The organism is Streptomyces sennicomposti, assembly GCF_019890635.1.
In the GTDB taxonomy this organism is placed as follows: domain Bacteria; phylum Actinomycetota; class Actinomycetes; order Streptomycetales; family Streptomycetaceae; genus Streptomyces; species Streptomyces sennicomposti.
In genome coordinates this window covers 21,635-42,377 of sequence record NZ_JAIOAB010000015.1, presented here as the reverse complement: position 1 = coordinate 42,377, position 20,743 = coordinate 21,635, and the positions used below count along the sequence as shown (strand labels likewise).

Sequence of the window (20,743 nt, the reverse complement as noted above, 5' to 3'; positions counted from 1 at the left end):
GGCACGCGCAGGGCGGGAAGTCCCGGTCCAGGGGAACCGGCGGCGCGGCCTCGCGCGCGTGCGGGACGGTCACGACGGCGCGCGGCGGTCTCACGGTCCCCTCACGGGTGACCGTGTAGACCCGGATGGTCATCTTGGCACCGGGTGGGGGCGGTCCGATGGGGGCAGTACCGTTCATCGTGTCGGCGCTCCTGTGCAGCGTGGGCACCCCGACGAGGTCTCACCACCTCGTCGGGGACTGACGCTTCGACGGTAGGAGCACCGCGACAGCATCGCCGACCGTGATCCGGTCGCTACGCTCAGGCGGCGAGCATGCCGATCCTGGTCGCCAGGTCGGCGGCACGACGGCGACGTGGGGCCTGCGTCGACTCGATCTCCTCGAGGATGATCGTCTTGGCGTAGCCGTTGTAGCGGATCGTCTCCGGCGCGGCCTCGAATGCCTTCTGCAGGGAGGCGATGGCCGCTTCCGGCTGGTTGTCGAGCTGGTAACCGCGGGCTTCTTCGATCCGGTGCCTGGCCCGCCTGGGGTGGGACCTGATGACGGCCTTGTCCGCGCGTGCGGCCTGGCGGACGGACTCGCCGCCCTGGTGCAGTTCCACTGCGACGGTGACGGCGTGAGCCCCCATCACCGCCCGGGAGAACGAGGTGACCGGATGGTAGTAGTCGCCCGGCAGCCGCTCGGCCATCGTGTTGGCCCTGTCCCAGTGCCGCCAGGCCGTGCCCGTCTCGCGTCGGCGGGCCGCGGTGTATCCGAGTTCGAACTCCAGGGCTCCCGCGATGGCGAGCACATCGTCCGACGCGTCGGGCAGCAGGGGTTCCAGGAAGGTGACCGCCTCCCGGTTGACCGCGTCCGCCGCGTCGAAGTGGTGGGAGCCCGAGTCCCGGTGGGCCTGCGCCAGCAGCCACGCGGCCACGCCGATCGCGTGAGGGTCCTCGCTCTCCTGCGCCGCGATCATGCCGCGTTCGGCGACGCGCCAGAGCAGCGAGCTGTCCGGCTGGTAGGCGATGAAGAACTGCGACAGCGAGTAGGTCTGCGCGAGCAGTGACTGCGCGGCACGCCGGTCCACGCCCGTCTCCGCGTGCCGCACGAGGGCTCGGGCGTCGCGGATGAGGTCGGGAAGCAGCTTGCCGATGGCCTCGCGGTGGTTCGGCGCCTGGTGCCTGGCCCGCCATGCCGCGTGCAGTCGGGCTTCCAGGTGCCCGACCCGCGGCGGCTCCACGGCGTGCGCCAGCTCGAACGAGTCGACGGCGGCCTTCACCGCGGCCAGCCGGGGATGCCCCGGCCCGACGAACAGATCGACGTGCGCCTCAGGGCGGCCCGTCAGATCCGCCAGGTCACGGACCCGCAGCGCCTCGGCGATCCTCAGCACCATGTCGAGGCCGGGCGCCTTCTGCTGGCCGTTCTCGATCTTCCTCATGGTGTGCGGCGAGATCCCGACGAAGTCGGCGAGCTGGGCCTGTGTCAGCCCGCGCCGCTCCCGGAGGATCTGCACTCGCTGGCCGAACTTCAGTGAGTTCACGTACGGGTCCGGGGTAGCGTCTTGAGACATCACGGCCTTGCCCCTCCTAGCAGCTTCGTCACCGCCAGAGTAGGGGCACGGTCGGCTCCATGCCCTCACTCTCGCACCACCGCCCGTAGGCCCGTGCCCTCTCCCGTCACCGCGATCGGGCCGTCCTCGTCCGTGCGGAGCACCGCCGCGCCCTGGGTGCGCAGGGATGTGACCGTGCGGGGGGCGGGGTGGCCGTAGGGGTTGTCCGGGCCGCAGGAGATGAGGGCCAGGCGGGGGGCCGTCAGGTGGAGCAGGTCCGGGTCCTGATACGCCGAGCCGTGATGGGCGACCTTCAGGACGTCCACGTGGGTCAGGCTCGCCGCGGCCTGCGAGTGCAGCAGGGCCTGCTGGGACGGGGGTTCGAGGTCGCCCAGGAGCAGCAGGCGCAGGGCGCCCGACCGGACCAGCAGGACGACGCTCGCGTCGTTCGGGCCGTCCGGAGGTGAGGCCGGGGCCGGCGGGGGCCACAGGACCCGCCAGGTCAGGTCACCGAGCCGTCGCTCCTCCCCGGCCACGGCTCTGATGAGCGGGACACCGTGCCTCTTCGCCTCCCTGTGGACGAACTCCGCCTGGTCCGCGGGCTCCTCGAACCCGGTCGTCTCGATCGCGCCCACCGAACGCCCCCTCAGCACGCCCGGCAGGCCGGCCACGTGGTCCGCGTGGAAGTGGGTCAGCACCAGGAGCGGGACCCTGGTGATGCCCAGGGTGCGCAGGCAGCGGTCCACCGGTTTCGGGTCGGGACCCGCGTCCACCACCACCCCCGCGCCCCGGCCCGCCGCGAGCACCGTCGCGTCGCCCTGGCCCACGTCGCACATCGCGAACCGCCAGCCCGGCGGCGGCCACCCCGTCACCACCCGGGTCAGCGGCGGCGGTTGCAGCACGACCAGCAGGAGCAGCGCCCCGCAGACCCCGCACAGCCAGGGGTGCTTCAGCAGTCGTCTGCCCGACAGGACGAGGAGCACCGTGAGCACGGCCAGCAGCAGCGCGCCCGTCCAGCCGCCCGGCCAGCCCACCGCCCCGCCGGGCAGCGACGCCCCGGTGCGGGCCACCTTCGCCAGCCACCCGGTGGGCCAACCCGCGCACCATGCCAGCGCCTTGGCCGCCGGCATGGCGAACGGCGCCGTCACCAGCGCCGCGAAACCCAGCACCGTGGCGGGGGCGACCGCGATCTCCGCCAGCAGGTTGCACGGCACCGCGACCAGGCTCACCCGGGCCGACAGCAGGACGATGACCGGTGCGCACACCGCCTGCGCAGCGGCGGCCGCGGCCAGCGCCTCCGCCAGTCGGGCGGGCACCCGGCGTCGTCGCAGCGTCTCACTCCAGCGGGGCGCGAGGGTGAGCAGCGCGCCGGTCGCCAGCACCGACAGCAGGAAGCCGTAACTGCGGGCCAGCCACGGGTCGTAGAGCACCAGCAGCAGGACGGCCGTCGCCAGGGCCGGGAGCAGCGATCTGCGGCGGCCGGTCGCCAGGGCCAGCAGGGCGACGGCTCCGCAGGCCGCGGCCCGCAGCACACTCGGGTCCGGCCGGCACACCACGACGAACCCCAGCGTGAGCACGCCGCCCGCCAGCGCGGTGGTCCGCAGCGTCAGGCCGAGTCTCGGGGCCAGGCCGCGGCGCTCGACCTGCTGGGCCAGACCGGGCGGGCCGACGAGCAGGGCCAGCAGGATCGTCAGGTTGCTCCCGGAGACCGCCAGGGTGTGCGCGAGATCCGTGTCCTCGAAGGCCTCGTCCAGTTCGGGTGTGATCCGCGAGGTGTCTCCGACCACCAGCCCCGGCAGCAGCGCCCGCGCGTCCGCAGGGAGTTCGTCGGTCGCCGTGCGCAGTCCGGTTCTCAGCCGTCCGGCCAGTCGCTGGACGGCGGACGGTTCTCCGATCACCTCGGGCGCCGCCCGGTCCCGGACCCGCAGTACCGCCGCGATCTCGTCACCGCCCATCAGAGGCGGTGACAGCCGTGCCGTGACCCTCAGCCGGGTGGACGGCAGCAGGGCCAGCCAGGGTGAGCTTCGTTCCGCGTCGGCCTTCCCTCCTGTGCGTGTTCTCGTGTTGACGAGGATCAGGACCGGCGTGCGGGTCACCGCGGCGCCCGTCGTGCCCGGACCTTCGACGCGCTGTACCTCCGCCTGGATCAGCACCGAGACCGGCGCCATGTGGTCGCCGCTGACCCGGGGGCGGGTGAGCCGGGGGTCCGCGGTCAGCTCCACCTCGGCGGTCACGGTGGCGAACTGCCGTGCCAGCGCGGGCACCGGGCCGCGCCGTACGTCCGCCCCGTGCAGTCCCGCGGACGCGGCGGCCGCCGACGCGCCGAGCAGCACGGCGGCCACGGTCGTACGCGCCCAGGCGCCTGTGCGGGTTCCTCGTCTCCGGTGCCTTCGGCCGACGAGCAGGAGTGCGGCGGCAGCGGTCAGGCACACGGCCGTGAAGCCCGTCACCCATCCTGCGGGGGCGTCCAGCGCCAGGGCCGCCGTCGCCCATGCCGCGAGCGCCGGGGGGACGAGTCGTAAGTCGGTCGGTCCTTTCTGCCGGGGGTGGGCCGCGCCGAGCCGGCTTCCGGAGGCGGCGTGCACCTCCGCGCGGGGACGGGGCGGGGCGGTCGAGGTCGGGGGCTCCTCTGTGGTGGTCGGCGGGACGTTCATGGCCTGACCAGCGGTCGGAGGTCGGCGAAGCGGCGGTCGCCGATGCCGTTCACCTCGCGCAGTTGGTCCACCGAGCGGAATCCGCCGTGCCGGGTGCGGTAGTCCACGATGTGCTGGGCCAGCACCGGCCCGACGCCCGGCAGGGTCTCCAACTGGTCGACCGTGGCGGTGCTGAGGGAGACCGGGGCCGCCGGGCCGGCCGCCCCGCCCGAGCCGGACGCTCCTCCGGCGGCTGTTCCCGTTACGGCGGGGCCTGCCGCCAGGGCGGGGCCGCCCACGACCACCTGTTCGCCGTCCACCAGGAACCTCGCCCGGTTCAGCCCGCCGAGGTCGGTGCCGGGCCGGGTGCCGCCCGCCGCCCGCAGCGCGTCGACGACCCGGGAGCCCGCCGGGAGGCGGTGGATCCCCGGACGCCGGACCTTGCCGCTGACGTCCACGACGATCTCCGGGCCGGACGGGGCCGTGCCGCCGGCGGCTCCGGTGGACGGCTGGGATGCGGAGCCTCCCGGCTCGGTCTCCCCGTCCGTCTTCCCTCCTGTCCTCCCGCCCGGTTCCCGGCTCGGGTACGGGGCCACGGCGCGGACGGCCTCGGGCGCCCGTACCGTCTCGGTGCGGCCCGTCCAGAAGTGCTGGAGGGCCACGGCCGCGGCGACGGCCAGCACCACCGTGAGGGCGACCACGTTCCTGCGCTCCAGTGCGCAGCGGGTCTGCAGCCACAGCGGCATGCGGTCCCGCAGCGCGGCTCCGGCCCGCTCGCGCCAGGCGGGCAGCGCCTGCGCGGCCGATGCCATCGCCGCCGTCGACACCGCTGGTGCCGCTGGTGTCGCTGGTGCCGCCCTCGGCGGGGGCGGGTCCGTCATGGCACCTCGGCCACGGTTTTCGTCGGCCCGGGTGAACGAGTGGTCCGCTCCGGCCGGGGCGGGGTTGTGCTCTCCGGCGGCCCCCGCCCAGGGGCGGTCGGCGGTCGGCTCCCCCACCTCGGTGTCCGACTCCCCCGCCGCCTCCGGATGTTCGGCGAACAGCACATGCGCGCGTCTGCGCAGATCCTCGGCCGACGCGTGCCGGCCTCCCGCGTCCCGGCGCCCGGCCCGGCGGCCGAATGCGCCTTCAGCTCCACGGCCGTCCCCGCGCCCGCCGGGCGGCCGGCGGTGGCGGGTGCGGCCGTCCGAGCCGGGGACCCGTCCCGGCCCGCTGGTCGCGGTCGCTGTGCGTGAGCGTGATCGAAGTGCCATGGGCCGAGCATGGGGCAGACCGGCGCATTCGCGATGATCTTGGTCGAAATCCGGGGACAACCGGCTGGTTGTGGATAACTCCGTCACCCACACGAGTCACTATGGCCGCGCCAGGCGGCCGCGCCGCGACACCCGGCCACGCTGCGCCACCCGGCCACGCTGCGGCGTCCGGTCACCGCGGCGAGACCACGACCCCCAGCAGCCCCGGACCGGTGTGGGCCCCGATCACCGCTCCGACCTCGCTCACATGCAGATCGGCCAGGCCGGTCACCCGGGCCCGGAGCCGGTCGGCCAGGGCCGCCGCCCGCTCGGGGGCGGCGAGATGGTGGACGGCGATGTCGATGCCGGCCCCGGTCGCCCGCTCCGCGGCGATCTCCTCCAGCCGGGCGATCGCCCTGGACGCCGTCCGCACCTTCTCCAGCAGTTCGATACGGCCGCCCTGGAGCTGGAGCAGCGGCTTCACGGCGAGGGCGGAGCCGAGCAGGGCCTGCGCGGCGCCGATCCGGCCGCCGCGGCGCAGATAGTCGAGCGTGTCGACGTAGAAGTGGGCGGAGGTGCTCCCGGCGCGCTTCTCCGCGGCGGTCACCGCCTCGTCCATCGTGCCGCCGCTCTCGGCGGTCTCGGCGGCGGCCAGGGCGCTGAAGCCGAGGGCCATCGCGACCATGCCGGTGTCCACGACCCGTACCGGCACGGGGGCTTCGCGGGCGGCGAGCACCGCGGCGTCGTAGGTGCCGGACAGTTCCGCGGAAAGGTGCAGGGAGACGATGCCGCTCGCGCCGGACTCCGCGGCCTTGCGGTAGGTCTCGGCGAAGACTTGGGGGCTGGGGCGGGAGGTGGTGACGGACCGTCGCTTCTGGAGGGCCTGGGCGAGCGAGCGGGTGGAGATCTCGGTGCCCTCTTCGAGGGCCCGGTCGCCGAGGACGACGGTCAGCGGGACCGCGGTGATGCCGTGGCGCTCCATCGTCCGCGGCGGCAGGTAGGCCGTTGAATCGGTGACGATCGCGACATGGCGGGACATGAGCTGGAGGTTACCTGCCGTAGCGCCCGGACGGCAGCCCAGCCCCTCTGACCGGGTGTTCCGTGGCCGGATCAGGTGGTGCTCTCGGGGCGGGGCTTCTTGTTCCAGGAGTAGACGGGGCGGCGGGTCGGCGGGGTGATGGCGGGGCGCTCGGACTGCGCTGCGGAGCCCGAGGCGGTGGCGTCCGGGTGCGCCGAGTGCGATCCCGCCGCCTCCGAGCGGGCGGGGTCCGAGGCCGCGGTTCCCGGGTCGGCCCGCCATTCGTGACCGGCGGACGGGGACTCCTGCGGGGTACCGGCGGGCGGCTCCGCCCTCGTCCAGTGACGCAGCGCGCCGGCCTCGACGTCGATCTGCGCGCTCAGCGCGTCCAGGTCGTCGTCGGCGAAGCGGCGGGCGCGGTCGCGGGCCGCCCACCGCAGGGAGTCGGCGGACTGGGTGATGCGGCGGGTGCGGGCGCGCAGGTCCGGGAGCCGGGCGGCGAGGGTGGCACGGTCCGGTTCGGACTCCAGGCGCTTGAGTTCGCCGTCGAGTTCGTGGCCGTGCGCGCTGAGGCGCTCGAACAGGCCGAGGGACTCCTTGAGGGACTCGTCCTCGGCCGCGCCGGCGTACAGGGCGTCCTGGGTGGCGCGCATCGAGGTGCGCAGGGTGAGCCGCAGCTCGGCCAGCTCGCCCGCGGGTCCCGGCTGGGCGAGGGACCTGGCCCGCAGGGTGTGGTCCTCCACCGTGCGGCGGGCCTGGCTGATGGTGCGGTCCACACCGCGCTTGGCCGCGCCGACCGCTTTGACCGTGGCGTAGGCGCCGAACGCCAGGCAGAGCAGGAAGAGCAGGGCGAAGACTGCGACGACTGCTTCCACGACGCTCCTCCTCGGGCTCGGCGGCACGGGCCGCGCCGCTCTTCAACGGTAAACGCAGCGGGCAGGCCCTGGGTTCCGAAAAACCCCGAACCTGCCCGTAGGGGACTACCCGGAGACGGTCACCTCACGTGTCGTCCGGGACGGCGATCCGCCCCGGCCCGCACGCTCGCGCCACCGCGCCGCACCGCGCGCGCAGCGCCCCGGTCACCGCCCCGCGCGCCCGCGCGCGAAGAGTTCCCGCCCTTCGCGATGCCGACCGTCGTCGGCACCGCCCCGCGCGCCCGCGCGCGAAGACCTGCGCGAGAGCCCCGCGCGAAGCGCACCGCCCGCACCACCCGCACCGCGCGGCGACCCGCGACGCGCTCCGCCGTCGTACAGGGCTCACGCCGGAACGATGTTCACCAGCTTCGGCGCCCGCACGATCACCTTGCGGATGCCCGCCCCGCCCAGCGCCGCGACGACCTTCTCGTCGGCCAGCGCCGTCTTCTCCAGGTCCTCCTCGGAGATCGACGGGGGCACCTCCAGGCGCGCCTTGACCTTGCCCTTGATCTGGACGACGCAGGTCACCGTCTCGTCCACGACGTAGGCCGGGTCGGCGACCGGGAAGTCCTGGTGGACGACCGAGTCGGTGTGGCCCAGGCGGCGCCACAGCTCCTCGGCGACGTGCGGGGCCAGCGGGGCGACCATCAGCACCAGCGGCTCGGCGACCGACCGGGGCACCGGGCCGCCCGCCTTGGTCAGGTGGTTGTTCAGCTCGGTGACCTTGGCGATGGCCGTGTTGAAGCGCAGGCCCTCCAGGTCCTGGCGGACGCCGTCGATCGCCTTGTGCAGGGCGCGCAGCGTCTCCTCGTCCGGCTCGGCGTCGGTGACGGTGACCTCGCCGGTGGTCTCGTCGACGATGTTGCGCCACAGCCGCTGCAGCAGCCGGAACTGGCCCACCACCGCGCGCGTGTCCCACGGCCGGGACACGTCCAGCGGGCCCATCGCCATCTCGTACAGGCGCAGCGTGTCGGCGCCGTACTCGGCGCAGATCTCGTCCGGCGTGACGGCGTTCTTCAGGGACTTGCCCATCTTGCCCAGCAGCCGGGAGACCTTCTCGCCCTGGTAGTAGTAGGCGCCGTCGCGCTCCTCGACCTCGGCGGCGGGCACCGCGATGCCGCGGCTGTCGCGGTAGACGTAGGCCTGGATCATGCCCTGGTTGAACAGCTTGTGGAACGGCTCCGCGGAGGAGACGTGCCCCAGGTCGTACAGGACCTTGGACCAGAAGCGCGCGTACAGCAGGTGCAGCACGGCGTGCTCGGCGCCGCCGACGTACAGGTCGACGCCGCCGTGCGGCTGGCCCTCGCGCGGGCCCATCCAGTACTGCTCGATCTCCGGGTCGACCAGCTGCCGGTCGTTGTGCGGGTCCAGGTAGCGCAGCTCGTACCAGCAGGAGCCGGCCCAGTTGGGCATGGTGTTGGTCTCGCGGCGGTACTTCTTGGGGCCGTCGCCCAGGTCCAGGGTGACGTTGACCCAGTCCTCGTTGCGCGACAGCGGGGTCTCGGGCTGGGTGTCGGCGTCGTCCGGGTCGAAGGTGCGCGGCGAGTAGTCCTCGACCTCGGGCAGCTCCAGGGGCAGCATCGACTCGGGCAGCGGGTGGGCGATGCCGTCCTCGTCGTAGACGATCGGGAAGGGCTCGCCCCAGTAGCGCTGGCGGCTGAACAGCCAGTCGCGCAGCCGGAAGTTGACGGTGCCCTCGCCGACGCCGGCGCGCTCCAGCCACTCGGTGATCCGCGCCTTGGCCTCGGTGACGCCCAGGCCGTCCAGGGAGACCTGGTCGTTGGCGGAGTTGATGATCTTCGCGTCGTACGACCCGAAGGCGTCCTCCCAGGTGGAGGTGTCGGTGCCGCGGCCGTCGGTGGGCTCGACCACGCAGCGGATGGGCAGTTCGAAGGCGCGCGCGAACTCGAAGTCGCGCTGGTCGCCCGCGGGGACGGCCATGATCGCGCCGGTGCCGTAGCCCATCAGCACGTAGTCGGCGATGAAGACCGGGATCCGCTCGCCGTTGACCGGGTTGGTGGCGTACGCGCCGATGAAGACGCCCGTCTTGTCCTTGGCCTCGGCCTGGCGTTCGACGTCGGACTTGGAGGCGGCCCGCGCGCGGTAGGCGGCGACGGCCTCGGCGGGGCTGGCGTGGCCGCCGGTCCACACCTCGTGGGTGCCCTCGGGCCAGGCCTCGGGGGTGAACTTCTCGACCAGCGGGTGCTCGGGCGCCAGCACCATGTAGGTGGCGCCGAACAGGGTGTCGGGGCGGGTGGTGAAGACGGTGATGCGCTCGCCGTCGATCGGGAAGTCGACGCGGGCGCCCTCGGAGCGGCCGATCCAGTTGCGCTGCTGCAGCTTGATGGCCTCGGGCCAGTCCAGCTCCTCCAGGTCCTCCAGCAGCCGGTCGGCGTAGGCGGTGATGCGCATGTTCCACTGGCGCAGCTTGGCCTTGAAGACGGGGAAGTTGCCGCGCTCGGAGCGGCCGTCGGCGGTGACCTCCTCGTTGGCCAGTACGGTGCCCAGGCCGGGGCACCAGTTGACGGGCGCGTCGGAGGCGTAGGCCAGGCGGAACTCGCCCAGGACGTCGGCGCGCTCGGCGGCGGTCAGCTCGCTCCACGCGCGCGTGTGCCCGGGCACGGGGCGCTCACCGGACTCGAACTGCGCGACCAGCTCGGCGATCGGGCGGGCCTTGTTCGCCTTGTCGTCGTACCAGGAGTTGAAGATCTGCAGGAAGATCCACTGGGTCCACTTGTAGTACTCCGGGTCGATCGTGGCGAACGACCGGCGCTTGTCGTGGCCCAGGCCCAGCCGGCGCAGCTGGGCCTTCATGTTCTCCATGTTGGCCTCGGTGGACACGCGCGGGTGCGTGCCGGTCTGCACGGCGTACTGCTCGGCGGGCAGGCCGAAGGCGTCGAAGCCCAGGGTGTGCAGGACGTTGTGGCCGGTCATCCGCTGGAACCGGGCGTATACATCGGTGGCGATGTAGCCCAGGGGGTGGCCGACGTGCAGGCCCGCACCGGAGGGGTACGGGAACATGTCCATGATGAACTTCTTGGGGCGGGCCACCACCGCGGGGTCGCCGGCCAGGTCGCCCTTGGGGTTCGGCGCGGCGTACGTCCCGTCGGCGTCCCAGAAGTCCTGCCAGCGTGCCTCGATCTCGGCCGCCGTCGCGGCCGTGTAGCGGTGCGGCGCCGCCTCCGCCGACGCGGCGGCGGTGGTGGCGGGGTTCGTCTCGCTCATGATCCTCAAAGCTCCATCAGATCGACTCTGCCGACGGCTGCGACTTTCGGAAACGAAAAATCCCCTCGCACAGGAGGGGACGCCGCGCCGATTCCGACCACCCGCATCGTCGGCGGTCGGGACTGATCAGCGCGGCTCGCTAAGCAGAAGGCGTACGGCACGCATGGCGTCAGGGTACCGCAGCCGTCGAGCGCGCCGCGACGGAGCTTCGCCGGACCACGCCGGACCACCCGGGAGGGCGGTGATCCGGTTGTGGAGGACCGGAAAAGCTGAACGAAGTTCAAAGATTACCGGGCGTAACGATCCCTATGAGGACAACGGAAAGCCCCTCCGCCACGTAGATAACAAGGCAATAACTCAAACCGCGTACTGACCGGTTTGGAGCCGCTTAGAGTTCGTCCTCTCGGGACCGCTCACCCGAACCGCTCGGAGTCGCCCCCATGAACCGTCGTCGCAGTAACAGCTCGCTTCCCAAACCGGGCCGCTCGGCCTACGGGGTGGCGTCCGCTGTCGTCCTGCTCCTGATACCCGTGGCCGTACTGGTGGGAGGAAGCCAGTTCCGCGAGTTCCTGAACTTCGGCGCGGGCGTCCTCTCCCTGGTCTCCCTCAGCTGCTCGGTGATCTGGGGCCTGGTCGCCCAGGACCGCATCTTCCTCAACACCCGCCAGCGGATCGTCGGCCAGGCCGTGCACCGCACCACCGCGGTCGCCTCGATCGCCTTCCTGCTGCTGCACATCACCACCAAGATCGCCCTGGACCACACCCAGGTGATCGCCGCGGTCATCCCGTTCTCCCTCGGCGTCACCGGCAGCGCCGGCCTGATCGGCCTCGGCTCCCTGGCCGGGCTGCTGATGGTCTTCGTGGGCATCACCGGCGCGCTGCGCAGCAACTTCGCCACCCCCGCGCCGGTCGCCGCCCGCTGGCGGGCCATGCACATGCTGGCCTATCCCGCCTGGTGCGCGGCCCTGGTCCACGGCCTGTACGCGGGCCGCCAGGCCAAGCCGGTCTTCGTGATCCTCTACAGCCTGTCCCTGCTCGGCGTCATGGGCGCGCTGGCGCTGCGCGCGGCGCCGCGCCCGGTCAAGCGCAGGATCGCCGACCGGCTGGTGAACCTCCTCGGCGGCGGCGACCGCCCCGAGCTCGACGACCTGGACGCGAGCCGCGCCCGGGCGGACCGGTCCACGCTGCCGGGCTACGAGAGCGCGGCGGAGGGCCGCCCCTCCCGCGCCGCCGGCACCGGTCCCCTGCCGCGCGTGCCGCCCGCCGCGTCGCCGGCCTACGGCGCCCCGGCCGCAGCGGAGCCCGCCGCCGGATTCGCGGCCGCCTACCGGGCCGTCTCGACCCCGCAGCCGGACCGTACGGCGTACCCCGGCACGCCGTACGACCTGCGGGCCACGGAGCAGATGCCGCGCGTGGAGAGCCCCGGCGGCCCGGCGGGCGGCTGGCCCGTGCCGTCCCCGCCGCCCGTCGGCGAGGCTCCTCCGTCGGCCTACGACCCCCTGACCGACACGGGACACACCATCCCCGCCTACAACAATCCGGGCGCGGCCGCCTACGGCGGACGTGACGTGTACGACACCGGTGAGACGAACCCGCTGTACGGCGCGTACAACTCCACAGACACGTACACGAGCGGTCCCGCCACTGAACCACCCCCCGGCGCCTCCTTCGACGCGCCGGGTCCGGGCGAACCCTGGAACATGCCTTCCGGAGGCCATAGGTGAACGAGGCCCTGCCCGACGTCCCGGAAGTCCGCGTCGTCGGCCTTCCTCAGCTCACGTCGGGCTTCGACCTTGTCGAACGACTCGATCTGCCCATGCACCTCAAGGTGCACGGGCCGCTCGAACCGCTGGGCGGCGAGCAGCTCGCACAGCTCGCCGAGGCCATCAACCTCAGGGGCCGCGGCGGCGCGGGCTTCCCCTTCCACAAGAAGCTGCGCTCGGTCGCCGAATCGGCGATCAAGCGCGGCGTACGGCCGGTCGTCGTCGTCAACGGCAGCGAGGACGAACCGGCCTGCCGCAAGGACACGGTGCTCATCAACCGTGCCCCGCACCTCATCCTGGACGGCGCCCTGCTGTGCGCCGAGGCCCTGGGCGCCCGCACGCTCGTGGTGGGGGTCACCCGGGAGTCCACCCAGCGCTCCATGGAGGCCGCCCTCGCCGAGCGCGGCCTCAGCAACGGCCGCCGATCGGCGCTACGCGCGCGCGTGCAGCGCAATCCGGTGCGCATGGTCACCGGCGCCGCCGCCTCGCTGATCCGCTCCATCGACGGCGGCCCCGCCATCCCGCCGGGCCGCAAGGTCAGCGCCTCGCAGACCGGCGTGGGCGGCGCGCCCACCCTGCTGTCCAACGCGGAGACGTTCGCACAGCTGGCCATCGCCGCCCGCATCGGCCCCGAGCGCTACGGCAACACCGGCCTGTACGACGAGCCGGGCACCGTGATGCTCACGGTCTCCGGCGCCGTCGCCCGCCCCATGGTGATCGAGGTCCCCACGGGCGTGCCGCTGCGCTACGTCCTGCAGCTGGCCGGCGCGCCGCCGGTGCCGCAGGGCGTGCTGACCGGCGGCTACCACGGCAAGTGGATCGACGCGGCGACCGTCGACGAGGCGATCGTCTCGCGCAACTCGCTGGACGCGGTGGGCGGTTCGCTCGGCGCCGGGGCGATCCTGCCGATCAGCCAGAACACCTGCCCGCTGGGCGAGTCGCTCCAGGTCGCCAAGTGGCTGGCGGAGGAGAGCGCGGGCCAGTGCGGCCCCTGCTACCTCGGCCTGCCGGCCGCCGCGCGCGGCATGGAGGACATCCTGAACGGCGGCGGTCCGGCCGCCCTGGAGGCGCTCAAGCAGGTCGCCCGGAACGTCAAGCGGCGCGGCGCGTGCTCGCACCCGGACGGCTCGGCGATGTTCCTGGAGTCGACCGTCAAGGCGTTCACCGACGACCTGGCCGCCCATGTCCTCGGCAACGGCTGCGGACGCCCCGTGGAGGGCGTGCTGCCGCTCTTCGAGGGGGGCAGGGCGCCCACGGGCATCCCGGGCGGCGGCGAGGCCGAGGAGACCGGCCCGAGCCGCCAGAAGATCTACGTCGACTGGACGCTGTGCCGAGGCCACGGCCTGTGCGCGGACATCCTCCCGGAGGTCTTCGAACTGGGCGCCGACGGCTTCCCGACCGTCGCGCAGGCGCAGGTGCCGCGCTACGCCGAGGCCAAGGCGCTGCGCGCCGTGCGCCGCTGCCCCGCGCTGGCGCTGCGCCTGGAGGAGGACACCCGCGCGCAGGCGCCGGCCCGGAACCTGCCGGTCCTCTCCCAGGGGCGGGGCCGGCGGGCCCTCGGCCGCTGACGTCCGCCACGGCGGGTCACCCTTCCCGGGGTGGCCCGCCGTTCGGCCGTGCGACGCGCGAAGTGCGCGGCGGACGGGAAGCGTTGGGGAAAACACCGAGGGCGGATCATCCGATCGAATGATCCGCCCTCGACTACTGTGGAGCTAAGGAGAATTGAACTCCTGACCTCCTGCATGCCATGCAGGCGCTCTACCAACTGAGCTATAGCCCCTCGCGGTGTTCCGCCCGGTTTCCCCGGCGGCGATGCCAACATTACACGGTCGAGGGGGTGATCCACCAAATCGGTTTCCGGTGTGCCCCGTATGACCGCTGTGCACGACTTCGGCCGGGGTCCGCGCAGGACCCCGGCCGACGGTCGACAGCGCGTGTCACGCCGTGACGAACGAATAGAAGCGCTTGAGGGTGCAGTGCTCCTCCAGGAGCCGGCCGTAGATCGGCTCGCCCTCCAGCTCGCGGTACGTCTCGATCGGGTCGCCTTTTATGATCAGCGCCCGCGCGCACTCCTCGCACCAGTACTGGTAGTCGGGGTTGACCGGCTCCATGTCGCGGACGATCGGCGTACCGCTGCCGCACCAGTCGCACTTCCGCCTGTGTGCACCCATCACTCAGCTCCAGCTGTGGCCGCAGGCCGTACAGACGTACGAGATGCCGCCGTTGTCACCGAGGACTTGGGCCACATGGAGACTGCCGCAGGAGGGGCACAGGAGGCGGGTGGCCGTGTTCCCCGGCAACGCCGCGCCGAGGAGGCGACCGACCTCCTCGAGGATGCTCGCAGGCATCGGTACTCCCTCCCGTCGGGCCGCGCCCCCTTCCGGCCGTTTGATTCTGCCACGGCCGGGCCGATACGGTCAGCGACGCCTCGGTACCAGTCCGGCCACGGCGCCCGCCGCCGCCGTCCCGGCCAGCGCGAACATGCACACCGAGAGCGCCCGCGCAGAGGTATACGCTCCCAGACCCCCGAGCGACTCAAGCCGGCCCAGGAACAGTGTGCCGAACGCCGCCACTCCGATGAGCTGACCGAGCTGCGCGACGGTGGCGAGCAGCCCGCTGGCGTCCGCCGCGTCCTCGGGCCGTACGGCGGCCAGCGCGCCGGTGAGCGTGGGGCTGAAGCCGAGCGCGAGCCCGCCGCCCACGCCGGCGAACGAGAGGTGGACGAGCGCGCCGCCGTCGCCGCCGCCCCGGAACGCCAGGGCGACGCCGGTCACCGACAGCGCCGCCAGCGCGAACCCGGCCGGGGCCAGCCATCGCTGACACCGGGCGGGCCATCGGCGCCAGGTCAGCCCGACCAGGCCGAAGACGACCGCGGTCGGCACGAAGGTGAGGCCGGCCCGCAGCGCGCTGTAGCCGAGGCCGCCCTGCACATGCAGGGTGAGCGCGAACAGGAAGCCGCCGTTGACGGCCATCACCGCCAGGATCTGGAAGACGGCGCGGCCCATGCCGGGGTGGCGCAGCACCCGGGGCGTGATGAGCGGCGCGCCGCCGCGCCGGGCGAGCCGCGACTCGTACCCTCCGAAGACCGCGAACAGCACCGCGGAGGCGGCCAGCGACAGCCAGGACCACAGCGGCCAGTCCTCCTCCTGCCCTAGCACCAGCGGCACCGTCAGCAGCGAGACGGCCGCGCCGAGCAACACCAGGCCGGGCAGGTCCAGGCCGCGCGGCCGGGCGCCCGCGCCGGCGGACGCCCCGCCGGAGCGCTTCCCCGGGCCCTCTCCCACGGCCTCCGCCCCGCGCGGCAGGACGCGGCGGCCCACGACCAGGAGTACGGCGCCCACCGGCACGTTGACGAGGAAGACCGGCCGCCAGCCCGTGCCGAACAGGTCCGCGGCGACCAGCACCCCGCCCACGATCTGCCCGGCCGCCGCGCCGACCGCGATGACCGCCGAGTACGCGCCGAGCGCCCGCGCCCGGGCCTCGCCGGTGAAGGTGCGCTGGATCAGGCTGAGCACCTGCGGGATCATCAGCGCCGCGCCGGCGCCCTGGACCAGCCGGAAGACGATCAGCTCGGTGGCCCCCTGGGCCAGGCCGCAGGCGAGCGAGGCGGCGGTGAACAGGGCCAGTTCGGCGAGGTGCACCCGGCCGGGCCCGAACCGGTCGCCGAGCCGGGCGCCGGTGATCAGCAGGACCGAGTAGGTGATGGCGTATCCGGCGATCACCAGTTGGAGATCGCCGCCCGAGGCGTGCAGGTCGGCGCCGATGGTCGGGGCGGCGACGTTGACGATGAACACGTCGAGGAGCGCCATGAACTGGGCGGCGAGCACGGTGGCGAGCAGCGGCCGGGACCGATTGTCAGTGGCGGGTGCTTCACTGGTGACAGAGAGTGAGGACGGACGCACGGAGGGATCCAGTCCCGTCCGGGGTGTGGTGGTCATGCCGCCGAGCCTGGCCGCGCCCGGATACGGGTGCCGAGTGCCCGACGATGCTGGTACTGACAGCACCTGGCAAGGAAGGGGCCGGACGCCGACGATGAGAAGGGGACGACGGGGTGGCGGTATGTCGACGGGGGACGTGGGGGTGACCTGATGCCGACGGGGGACGCACGGAGGACGGGGGATGCGCGGGCGCGGGCGGCGCAGCGCCGCAGGCCGGAGCTGGCGGCGTTCCTGCGCAGCAGACGGGCGCGGGTGACGCCCGCCGACGTGGGGATGCCGCCGGGACTGCGGCGGCGCACTCCCGGGCTGCGCCGCGAGGAGGTCGCCCACCTCTCGGGGGTCGGCGTCACCTGGTACACCTGGCTCGAACAGGGCCGGCCGATCAACGCCTCCGCGCAGGTGCTGGACGCGGTGGCGCGCACACTGCGGCTGGACCCGCCGGAGCGGGAGCATCTGTACCGGCTGGCGGAGGTGCCCTTCGACCCGGTTCCGGAGCCGCCGGTGCAGCGGGTGGGGCCGGAGGTGCAGCTCGTGCTGGACGCCCTCGACCCGAATCCGGCGGTGGTCTACAACTCGCGGTACGACGTGCTGGCGGCCAACGCGGCCTACCGCGATCTGTACGCGCTGCCCGCGATGCGCGGGACGGGCGTGCCGAACGTGCTGTGGTCGCTGTTCACCGGCCCGGCGGACACCTGCCCGGTGGTGCACCGGGAGCGGGAGCTGCCGGTGATGGTGGCGACGCTGCGGTCCAACTACGGCCGGCATGTGGGCGAGCCGGCGTGGGAGGACTTCATCCGCGCCCTGTCGGCCGTCAGCGACTGCTTCGCACGGCTGTGGGCGAGCTGCGAGGTGATACCGCCGGGGCCGCGGGTGAAGACGTTCCGGCAGGAGTCAGTGGGCGAGCTGCGGATGACCGCCGTCTCCCTGTCGATCGACGGGCTGCCGGAGTGCCGCATCGTCACCTACATACCGGACGACGCCGAGACGAGCGCGAAGGTCGCGCTGCTCAGAGGCAGGAGGGAGCGGTTGTGGTCTCCGACACAGGAGGAGGCCGAAGCATTCGCCCAGGGGTGGAACGCAGAGAATCCCGTCCCCTGGGGGGACGGGATTCTCATCACCGATCTTTGACAACTCAACAGAGTGCCGATCCGTGGAGCTAAGGAGAATTGAACTCCTGACCTCCTGCATGCCATGCAGGCGCTCTACCAACTGAGCTATAGCCCCTCGCTCCAAGCAGCTGAGCCGCTTGGCGTTCTTCCCGCTCGGCGGGGCGAACAAGAAGAACTTTAGCCTGCGACCTGCCGGAAAGTGAAATCGGGTCCGGCGGGGGCCGGACCCGGCCCGGGGCGGCTCAGGTGTCGTCGCCGAGGACGGGCTCCGGCAGGGTGCCCGCGTTGTGCTCCAGCAGCCGCCAGCCGCGGGCGCCCTCGCCGAGGACGGACCAGCAGCAGTTGGAGAGGCCGCCGAGGCTCTCCCAGTGGTGGGCCTCCAGGCCGAGGAGGCGTCCGATGGTGGTGCGGATGGTGCCGCCGTGGCTGACCACCACGAGGGTGCCGTCCTCGGGCAGCTTCTCGACGTGCCGCAGCACCACGGGGGCGGCGCGGTCGGCGACCTCGGTCTCCAGTTCGCCGCCGCCGCGGCGCACCGGCTCACCGCGCTTCCACGCGGCGTACTCGGCGCCGTGCCGGGCGATGATCTCCTCGTGCGTCAGGCCCTGCCAGACGCCGGCGTAGGTCTCGCGCAGGCCCTCGTCGCGGGTGACCTCCAGGCCGGTGAGGGCGGCCAGCTCGGCGGCCGTCGCGGCGGCCCGCCGAAGGTCCGAGGAGACGATCGCGTCGGGCCCGAGGGAGGCCAGCAGGCGGGCAGCCCGGCGGGCCTGGCCGATGCCGGTCTCAGTCAGCTCGACGTCCGTGGAGCCCTGGAAGCGGCGCTCCACGTTCCACGCGGTCTGGCCGTGCCGCCACAGGATGACGCGGCGGCCCCGGCCAGGGGTGCGGCCGGCCCCCTCACCGGCGCCGGTCACCGCCACTCACCGTCCGGCTCCGCCGACTCCTCGGCGGCCTGCAGCTTGGCGTGCTCCTCGGCCTTGCCCCGGGTGGCCTTGGCGTCGGCGGGCAGGTCGAGTTCGGGGCAGTCCTTCCACAGCCGCTCCAGGGCGTAGAAGACGCGCTCCTCGCTGTGCTGGACGTGGACGACGATGTCGACGTAGTCGAGCAGGACCCAGCGGGCCTCGCGGTCGCCCTCGCGGCGCACCGGCTTGGCCCCCAGCTCCTTGTGGAGCCGCTCCTCGATCTCGTCGACGATGGCCTTGACCTGGCGGTCGTTGGGTGCGGACGCCAGGAGGAAGGCGTCCGTGATCGACAGGACGTCGCTGACGTCGTAGGCGATGATGTCGTGCGCGAGCTTGTCGGCGGCCGCCTGGGCGGCGGTGTTGATCAGCTCGATGGAGCGGTCGGTCGCGGTCACTGCATGGCTTTCCGTCGGCGGTCACTTGACACCAAGGGTCTCACGACCGCCGACGGCGTCCCACGCGATAAAGCGATCACTGCCCGTCGGCGGGCTTGTAGTCCCGGCCGAGGACGACGGAGACGTCGGCGTTTCCGGTGACCGTGCCCTTCGTCACGGAGCCGGTGGGCAGGCCGAGGGTCTTGGCGACCTCGGTGGCGTTCTGCTTGTCCTCGTCGTCGGCGTAGAGGACCTGGGAGGCGGACCGGGTGGTGGCGGTGCCGCCCTCCAGGAAGGTGAAGCCGCCGTTGAGCAGGACCACGCGGGCCTTCTCGGTGTCGTCCTTGACGCCGGAGGCGTTACGGACCGAGACGCGCACGGCCGAGCCCTGGTCGGGGCTCTTGGCGGTGCCGCCGAGGATCTCCTTGACGACGCTGTCGCTGGTCTGGGCGCTCAGCGTGCCGTCGGGCTGGACCGGCAGCAGCGCCGACTTGTAGTCGCCGCCCTTGGCCAGCTCGGCGAGCTTGGCCAGGAAGGAGCCGAGGTCCTTGTCGGTGAGCGAGGGGTCGAGGATCTGCGCCAGCGTCTGCACGGTGACGGTGGCGGCCTGCGGGTCGGAGGACAGCTTGCGCAGCACGCCCTGCATCACCTGGCCGAACCGCTGGAGCTGGGCGGTCTCGGACTCGCCCGGGGCGCGGTAGGTGGCGTAGGCGACGGCCATCTTGCCGCTCAGGGTCTGGTCCTGGCCCCGGTGCACGAGCACGGCGGCGCCGGTCTTCTTCGCGTCCGACTTCTTCGCGTCCGGGTCGGGTACGTCGGCGTCGGTGTCGACCTCGATGTCGCCGACCAGGTCCACCAGGTTCTGGAGGTAGGGGGTGTCCAGGCGCCAGGTGCCCTCGATGTCGGTGCCGAGGACCGCGCCGAGCTGGTCGCGGGTCCCGGAGGAGCCGTCGTCCTGGACGGACTTGGCCAGCGTCGTGGTGGTGCCGTCGTCGCCCGTCAGCGCGAGGGAGTTGGGCAGCAGGACGGTGGTGCCCTGTTTGGTGGTGGTGTTGTCGACGAGCAGCGCCGTGGAGGTGCCGCCCTTGGCGGTGTCGTGCAGGTGGACGACGACCACGTCGCGCTTCTGGGCGCCGGCGGCGGTGGCGGCGCCGGTCTTGGAGCCGCCGGAGGACAGTCCGGGCAGCTTCCCGGCGTACCAGAGGTAGCCGACGCCGCCGACCGCGACCAGGGCCAGCACGACGACCAGGGCGATGACGCGGCTGCGGGCGCGGCGGCGGGCCTCCTCGCGGCGCTCGGTGCGGTTCTCGGTGAACTTCAGCCAGTCGATGACGTCCTCGGAGTCGTCGGTCGGCTCCTCGACGAAGGCGAACTGCTCGGTGCGGTAGTCCGGTTCGCCGGGACCGGACTCCTCCGGGCCGTCGCCGGCGCGGCCGTCCCCGAGGCGGTCGGCGCCGTCCGTCCCGAAGCGGTCGGCGCCGTCGGTCCCGAAGCGGTCGGCGCCCTCGGTTCCGGCGGCCGTCCGGTCGTCGTCGGCCGTCCCGTGCGTCCCGGCCGGGGCGTAGGGCTGGGCCGGGCCGGGGTGCTGCGCCGGGCCGGTCTGCTGCGGGATGTGCGCGGTCTGGCCGCCGGGGCGCGGCTGCTGCCCGCCTGCGTTCTGGCCGTAGGGGTCGTACGGGGCGGCGGGGGCGGCGGTCCCGTAGGGGTCGTAGCCGGTGTGCGTGCCCTGGGCGGTGTGGGCGCCGTAGGGGTCGTAGGCGGGGACGGGGGCCTGCTGACCGGTGTCGTAGCCGCCGTAGCCGGACGGCGCGCCCTGCTGCTGCCCGCCCGTCGCGTACGGGTCGTAGCCGTAGGACTGCTGTGGGTGGTTCTGCTGGCCGTAGCCCTGCTGCCCGTACGCGTCGTACGTCTGCTCGGGGGTCTGCTGTGCGGGGACCGGGCGGTAGACCGGCCGGCCGTACTCGTCGTAGCCGACGAGTTCGTACTCCTCGCCGCCGTACCCCGCGTCGCCCCCGTACCCAGCGTCGTATCGGTCGTTCACCGGTG

The 20,743-nt window shown here is 73.1% G+C and carries 15 protein-coding genes and 2 tRNA genes; 3 read left to right on the top strand and 14 right to left on the bottom strand.

Annotation, left to right across the window (positions count from 1 at the left end; genetic code table 11):
• Positions 1 to 299: 299 nt before the first annotated feature.
• From K7787_RS11555 to leuS, 6 genes are all read right to left on the bottom strand, one after another.
• A complete protein-coding gene (locus K7787_RS11555) occupies positions 300 to 1,550 on the bottom strand; it encodes a helix-turn-helix transcriptional regulator (RefSeq protein ID WP_197073760.1) in 1,251 nt (416 codons plus the stop codon).
• 65 nt (positions 1,551 to 1,615) lie between these two features.
• Positions 1,616 to 4,183 carry a ComEC/Rec2 family competence protein gene (locus tag K7787_RS11550; RefSeq protein ID WP_247720787.1) on the bottom strand — a complete coding sequence of 856 codons (2,568 nt, stop codon included), beginning with the start codon at positions 4,181 to 4,183 and terminating at the stop codon, positions 1,616 to 1,618.
• Complete coding sequence (locus K7787_RS32420) at positions 4,180 to 4,974, bottom strand: ComEA family DNA-binding protein (RefSeq protein WP_372456636.1); 795 nt, start codon at positions 4,972 to 4,974, stop codon at positions 4,180 to 4,182. The genes K7787_RS11550 and K7787_RS32420 overlap by 4 nt, the downstream gene beginning before the upstream one ends.
• Before the next feature lie 613 nt (positions 4,975 to 5,587).
• Complete coding sequence (locus K7787_RS11540) at positions 5,588 to 6,433, bottom strand: DegV family protein (protein ID WP_009188561.1); 846 nt, start codon at positions 6,431 to 6,433, stop codon at positions 5,588 to 5,590.
• Between the two features lie 71 nt (positions 6,434 to 6,504).
• Complete coding sequence (locus K7787_RS11535; protein ID WP_223001345.1) at positions 6,505 to 7,287, bottom strand: hypothetical protein; 783 nt, start codon at positions 7,285 to 7,287, stop codon at positions 6,505 to 6,507.
• Positions 7,288 to 7,668: 381 nt separating this feature from the next.
• Positions 7,669 to 10,551 (bottom strand): leucine--tRNA ligase, encoded by a 2,883-nt coding sequence (leuS, locus tag K7787_RS11530; protein WP_019982331.1) that lies wholly within the window; start codon positions 10,549 to 10,551, stop codon positions 7,669 to 7,671.
• Positions 10,552 to 10,991: 440 nt separating this feature from the next.
• Here leuS and K7787_RS11525 point away from each other — a divergent pair, with 440 nt between their 5' ends.
• Together K7787_RS11525 and K7787_RS11520 are read left to right on the top strand one after the other, a co-directional pair.
• Complete coding sequence (locus K7787_RS11525) at positions 10,992 to 12,275, top strand: ferric reductase-like transmembrane domain-containing protein (protein WP_223001344.1); 1,284 nt, start codon at positions 10,992 to 10,994, stop codon at positions 12,273 to 12,275.
• On the top strand, positions 12,272 to 13,882 hold the full coding sequence (locus tag K7787_RS11520) for an NADH-quinone oxidoreductase subunit NuoF family protein (protein ID WP_019982333.1): 1,611 nt from the start codon (positions 12,272 to 12,274) through the stop codon (positions 13,880 to 13,882). Before K7787_RS11525 ends, K7787_RS11520 begins: the two co-directional genes overlap by 4 nt.
• Positions 13,883 to 14,021: 139 nt before the next feature.
• Here the strand turns inward: K7787_RS11520 and K7787_RS11515 are convergent.
• The 4 genes from K7787_RS11515 to K7787_RS11500 form a co-directional block, all read right to left on the bottom strand.
• A tRNA-Ala gene (locus K7787_RS11515) sits at positions 14,022 to 14,094 on the bottom strand.
• A gap of 157 nt (positions 14,095 to 14,251) precedes the next feature.
• Positions 14,252 to 14,485 (bottom strand): hypothetical protein, encoded by a 234-nt coding sequence (locus K7787_RS11510; protein ID WP_003976229.1) that lies wholly within the window; start codon positions 14,483 to 14,485, stop codon positions 14,252 to 14,254.
• A gap of 3 nt (positions 14,486 to 14,488) precedes the next feature.
• Entirely contained in the window at positions 14,489 to 14,662 is a 174-nt protein-coding gene (locus tag K7787_RS11505) for a hypothetical protein (RefSeq protein WP_019982335.1), read from the bottom strand.
• A gap of 69 nt (positions 14,663 to 14,731) precedes the next feature.
• Positions 14,732 to 16,141, bottom strand: a complete 1,410-nt coding sequence (locus K7787_RS11500; protein WP_223001384.1) for an MFS transporter — start codon at positions 16,139 to 16,141, stop codon at positions 14,732 to 14,734.
• 261 nt (positions 16,142 to 16,402) lie between these two features.
• Between K7787_RS11500 and K7787_RS11495 the strand changes: the two genes are divergently transcribed.
• Positions 16,403 to 17,380 (top strand): helix-turn-helix transcriptional regulator, encoded by a 978-nt coding sequence (locus K7787_RS11495; RefSeq protein ID WP_247720785.1) that lies wholly within the window; start codon positions 16,403 to 16,405, stop codon positions 17,378 to 17,380.
• Between the two features lie 23 nt (positions 17,381 to 17,403).
• On the opposite strand, the gene K7787_RS11490 is transcribed toward K7787_RS11495, so the two are convergent.
• From K7787_RS11490 to K7787_RS11475, 4 genes are all read right to left on the bottom strand, one after another.
• Positions 17,404 to 17,476 (bottom strand) — tRNA-Ala (locus tag K7787_RS11490).
• 127 nt (positions 17,477 to 17,603) lie between these two features.
• A complete protein-coding gene (locus K7787_RS11485; RefSeq protein WP_019982338.1) occupies positions 17,604 to 18,281 on the bottom strand; it encodes a histidine phosphatase family protein in 678 nt (225 codons plus the stop codon).
• Positions 18,272 to 18,718: a ribosome silencing factor gene (rsfS, locus tag K7787_RS11480; RefSeq protein WP_009188569.1), complete on the bottom strand. Its 447-nt coding sequence runs from the start codon at positions 18,716 to 18,718 to the stop codon at positions 18,272 to 18,274. Before rsfS ends, K7787_RS11485 begins: the two co-directional genes overlap by 10 nt.
• A 76-nt stretch (positions 18,719 to 18,794) precedes the next feature.
• Positions 18,795 to 20,738: an LCP family glycopolymer transferase gene (locus tag K7787_RS11475; RefSeq protein ID WP_223001343.1), complete on the bottom strand. Its 1,944-nt coding sequence runs from the start codon at positions 20,736 to 20,738 to the stop codon at positions 18,795 to 18,797.
• Positions 20,739 to 20,743: the final 5 nt, after the last annotated feature.

Coding starts and splice junctions, on each gene's coding strand:
- K7787_RS11525 (WP_223001344.1), top strand. CDS start 10,992: ATGAACCGTCGTCGCAGTAACAGCTCGCTTCCCAAACCGGGCCGCTCG.
- K7787_RS11550 (WP_247720787.1), bottom strand. CDS start 4,183: ATGAACGTCCCGCCGACCACCACAGAGGAGCCCCCGACCTCGACCGCC.
- leuS (WP_019982331.1), bottom strand. CDS start 10,551: ATGAGCGAGACGAACCCCGCCACCACCGCCGCCGCGTCGGCGGAGGCG.
- K7787_RS11505 (WP_019982335.1), bottom strand. CDS start 14,662: ATGCCTGCGAGCATCCTCGAGGAGGTCGGTCGCCTCCTCGGCGCGGCG.
- K7787_RS11495 (WP_247720785.1), top strand. CDS start 16,403: ATGCCGACGGGGGACGCACGGAGGACGGGGGATGCGCGGGCGCGGGCG.
- K7787_RS11510 (WP_003976229.1), bottom strand. CDS start 14,485: ATGGGTGCACACAGGCGGAAGTGCGACTGGTGCGGCAGCGGTACGCCG.
- K7787_RS32420 (WP_372456636.1), bottom strand. CDS start 4,974: ATGGCATCGGCCGCGCAGGCGCTGCCCGCCTGGCGCGAGCGGGCCGGA.
- K7787_RS11555 (WP_197073760.1), bottom strand. CDS start 1,550: ATGTCTCAAGACGCTACCCCGGACCCGTACGTGAACTCACTGAAGTTC.
- K7787_RS11540 (WP_009188561.1), bottom strand. CDS start 6,433: ATGTCCCGCCATGTCGCGATCGTCACCGATTCAACGGCCTACCTGCCG.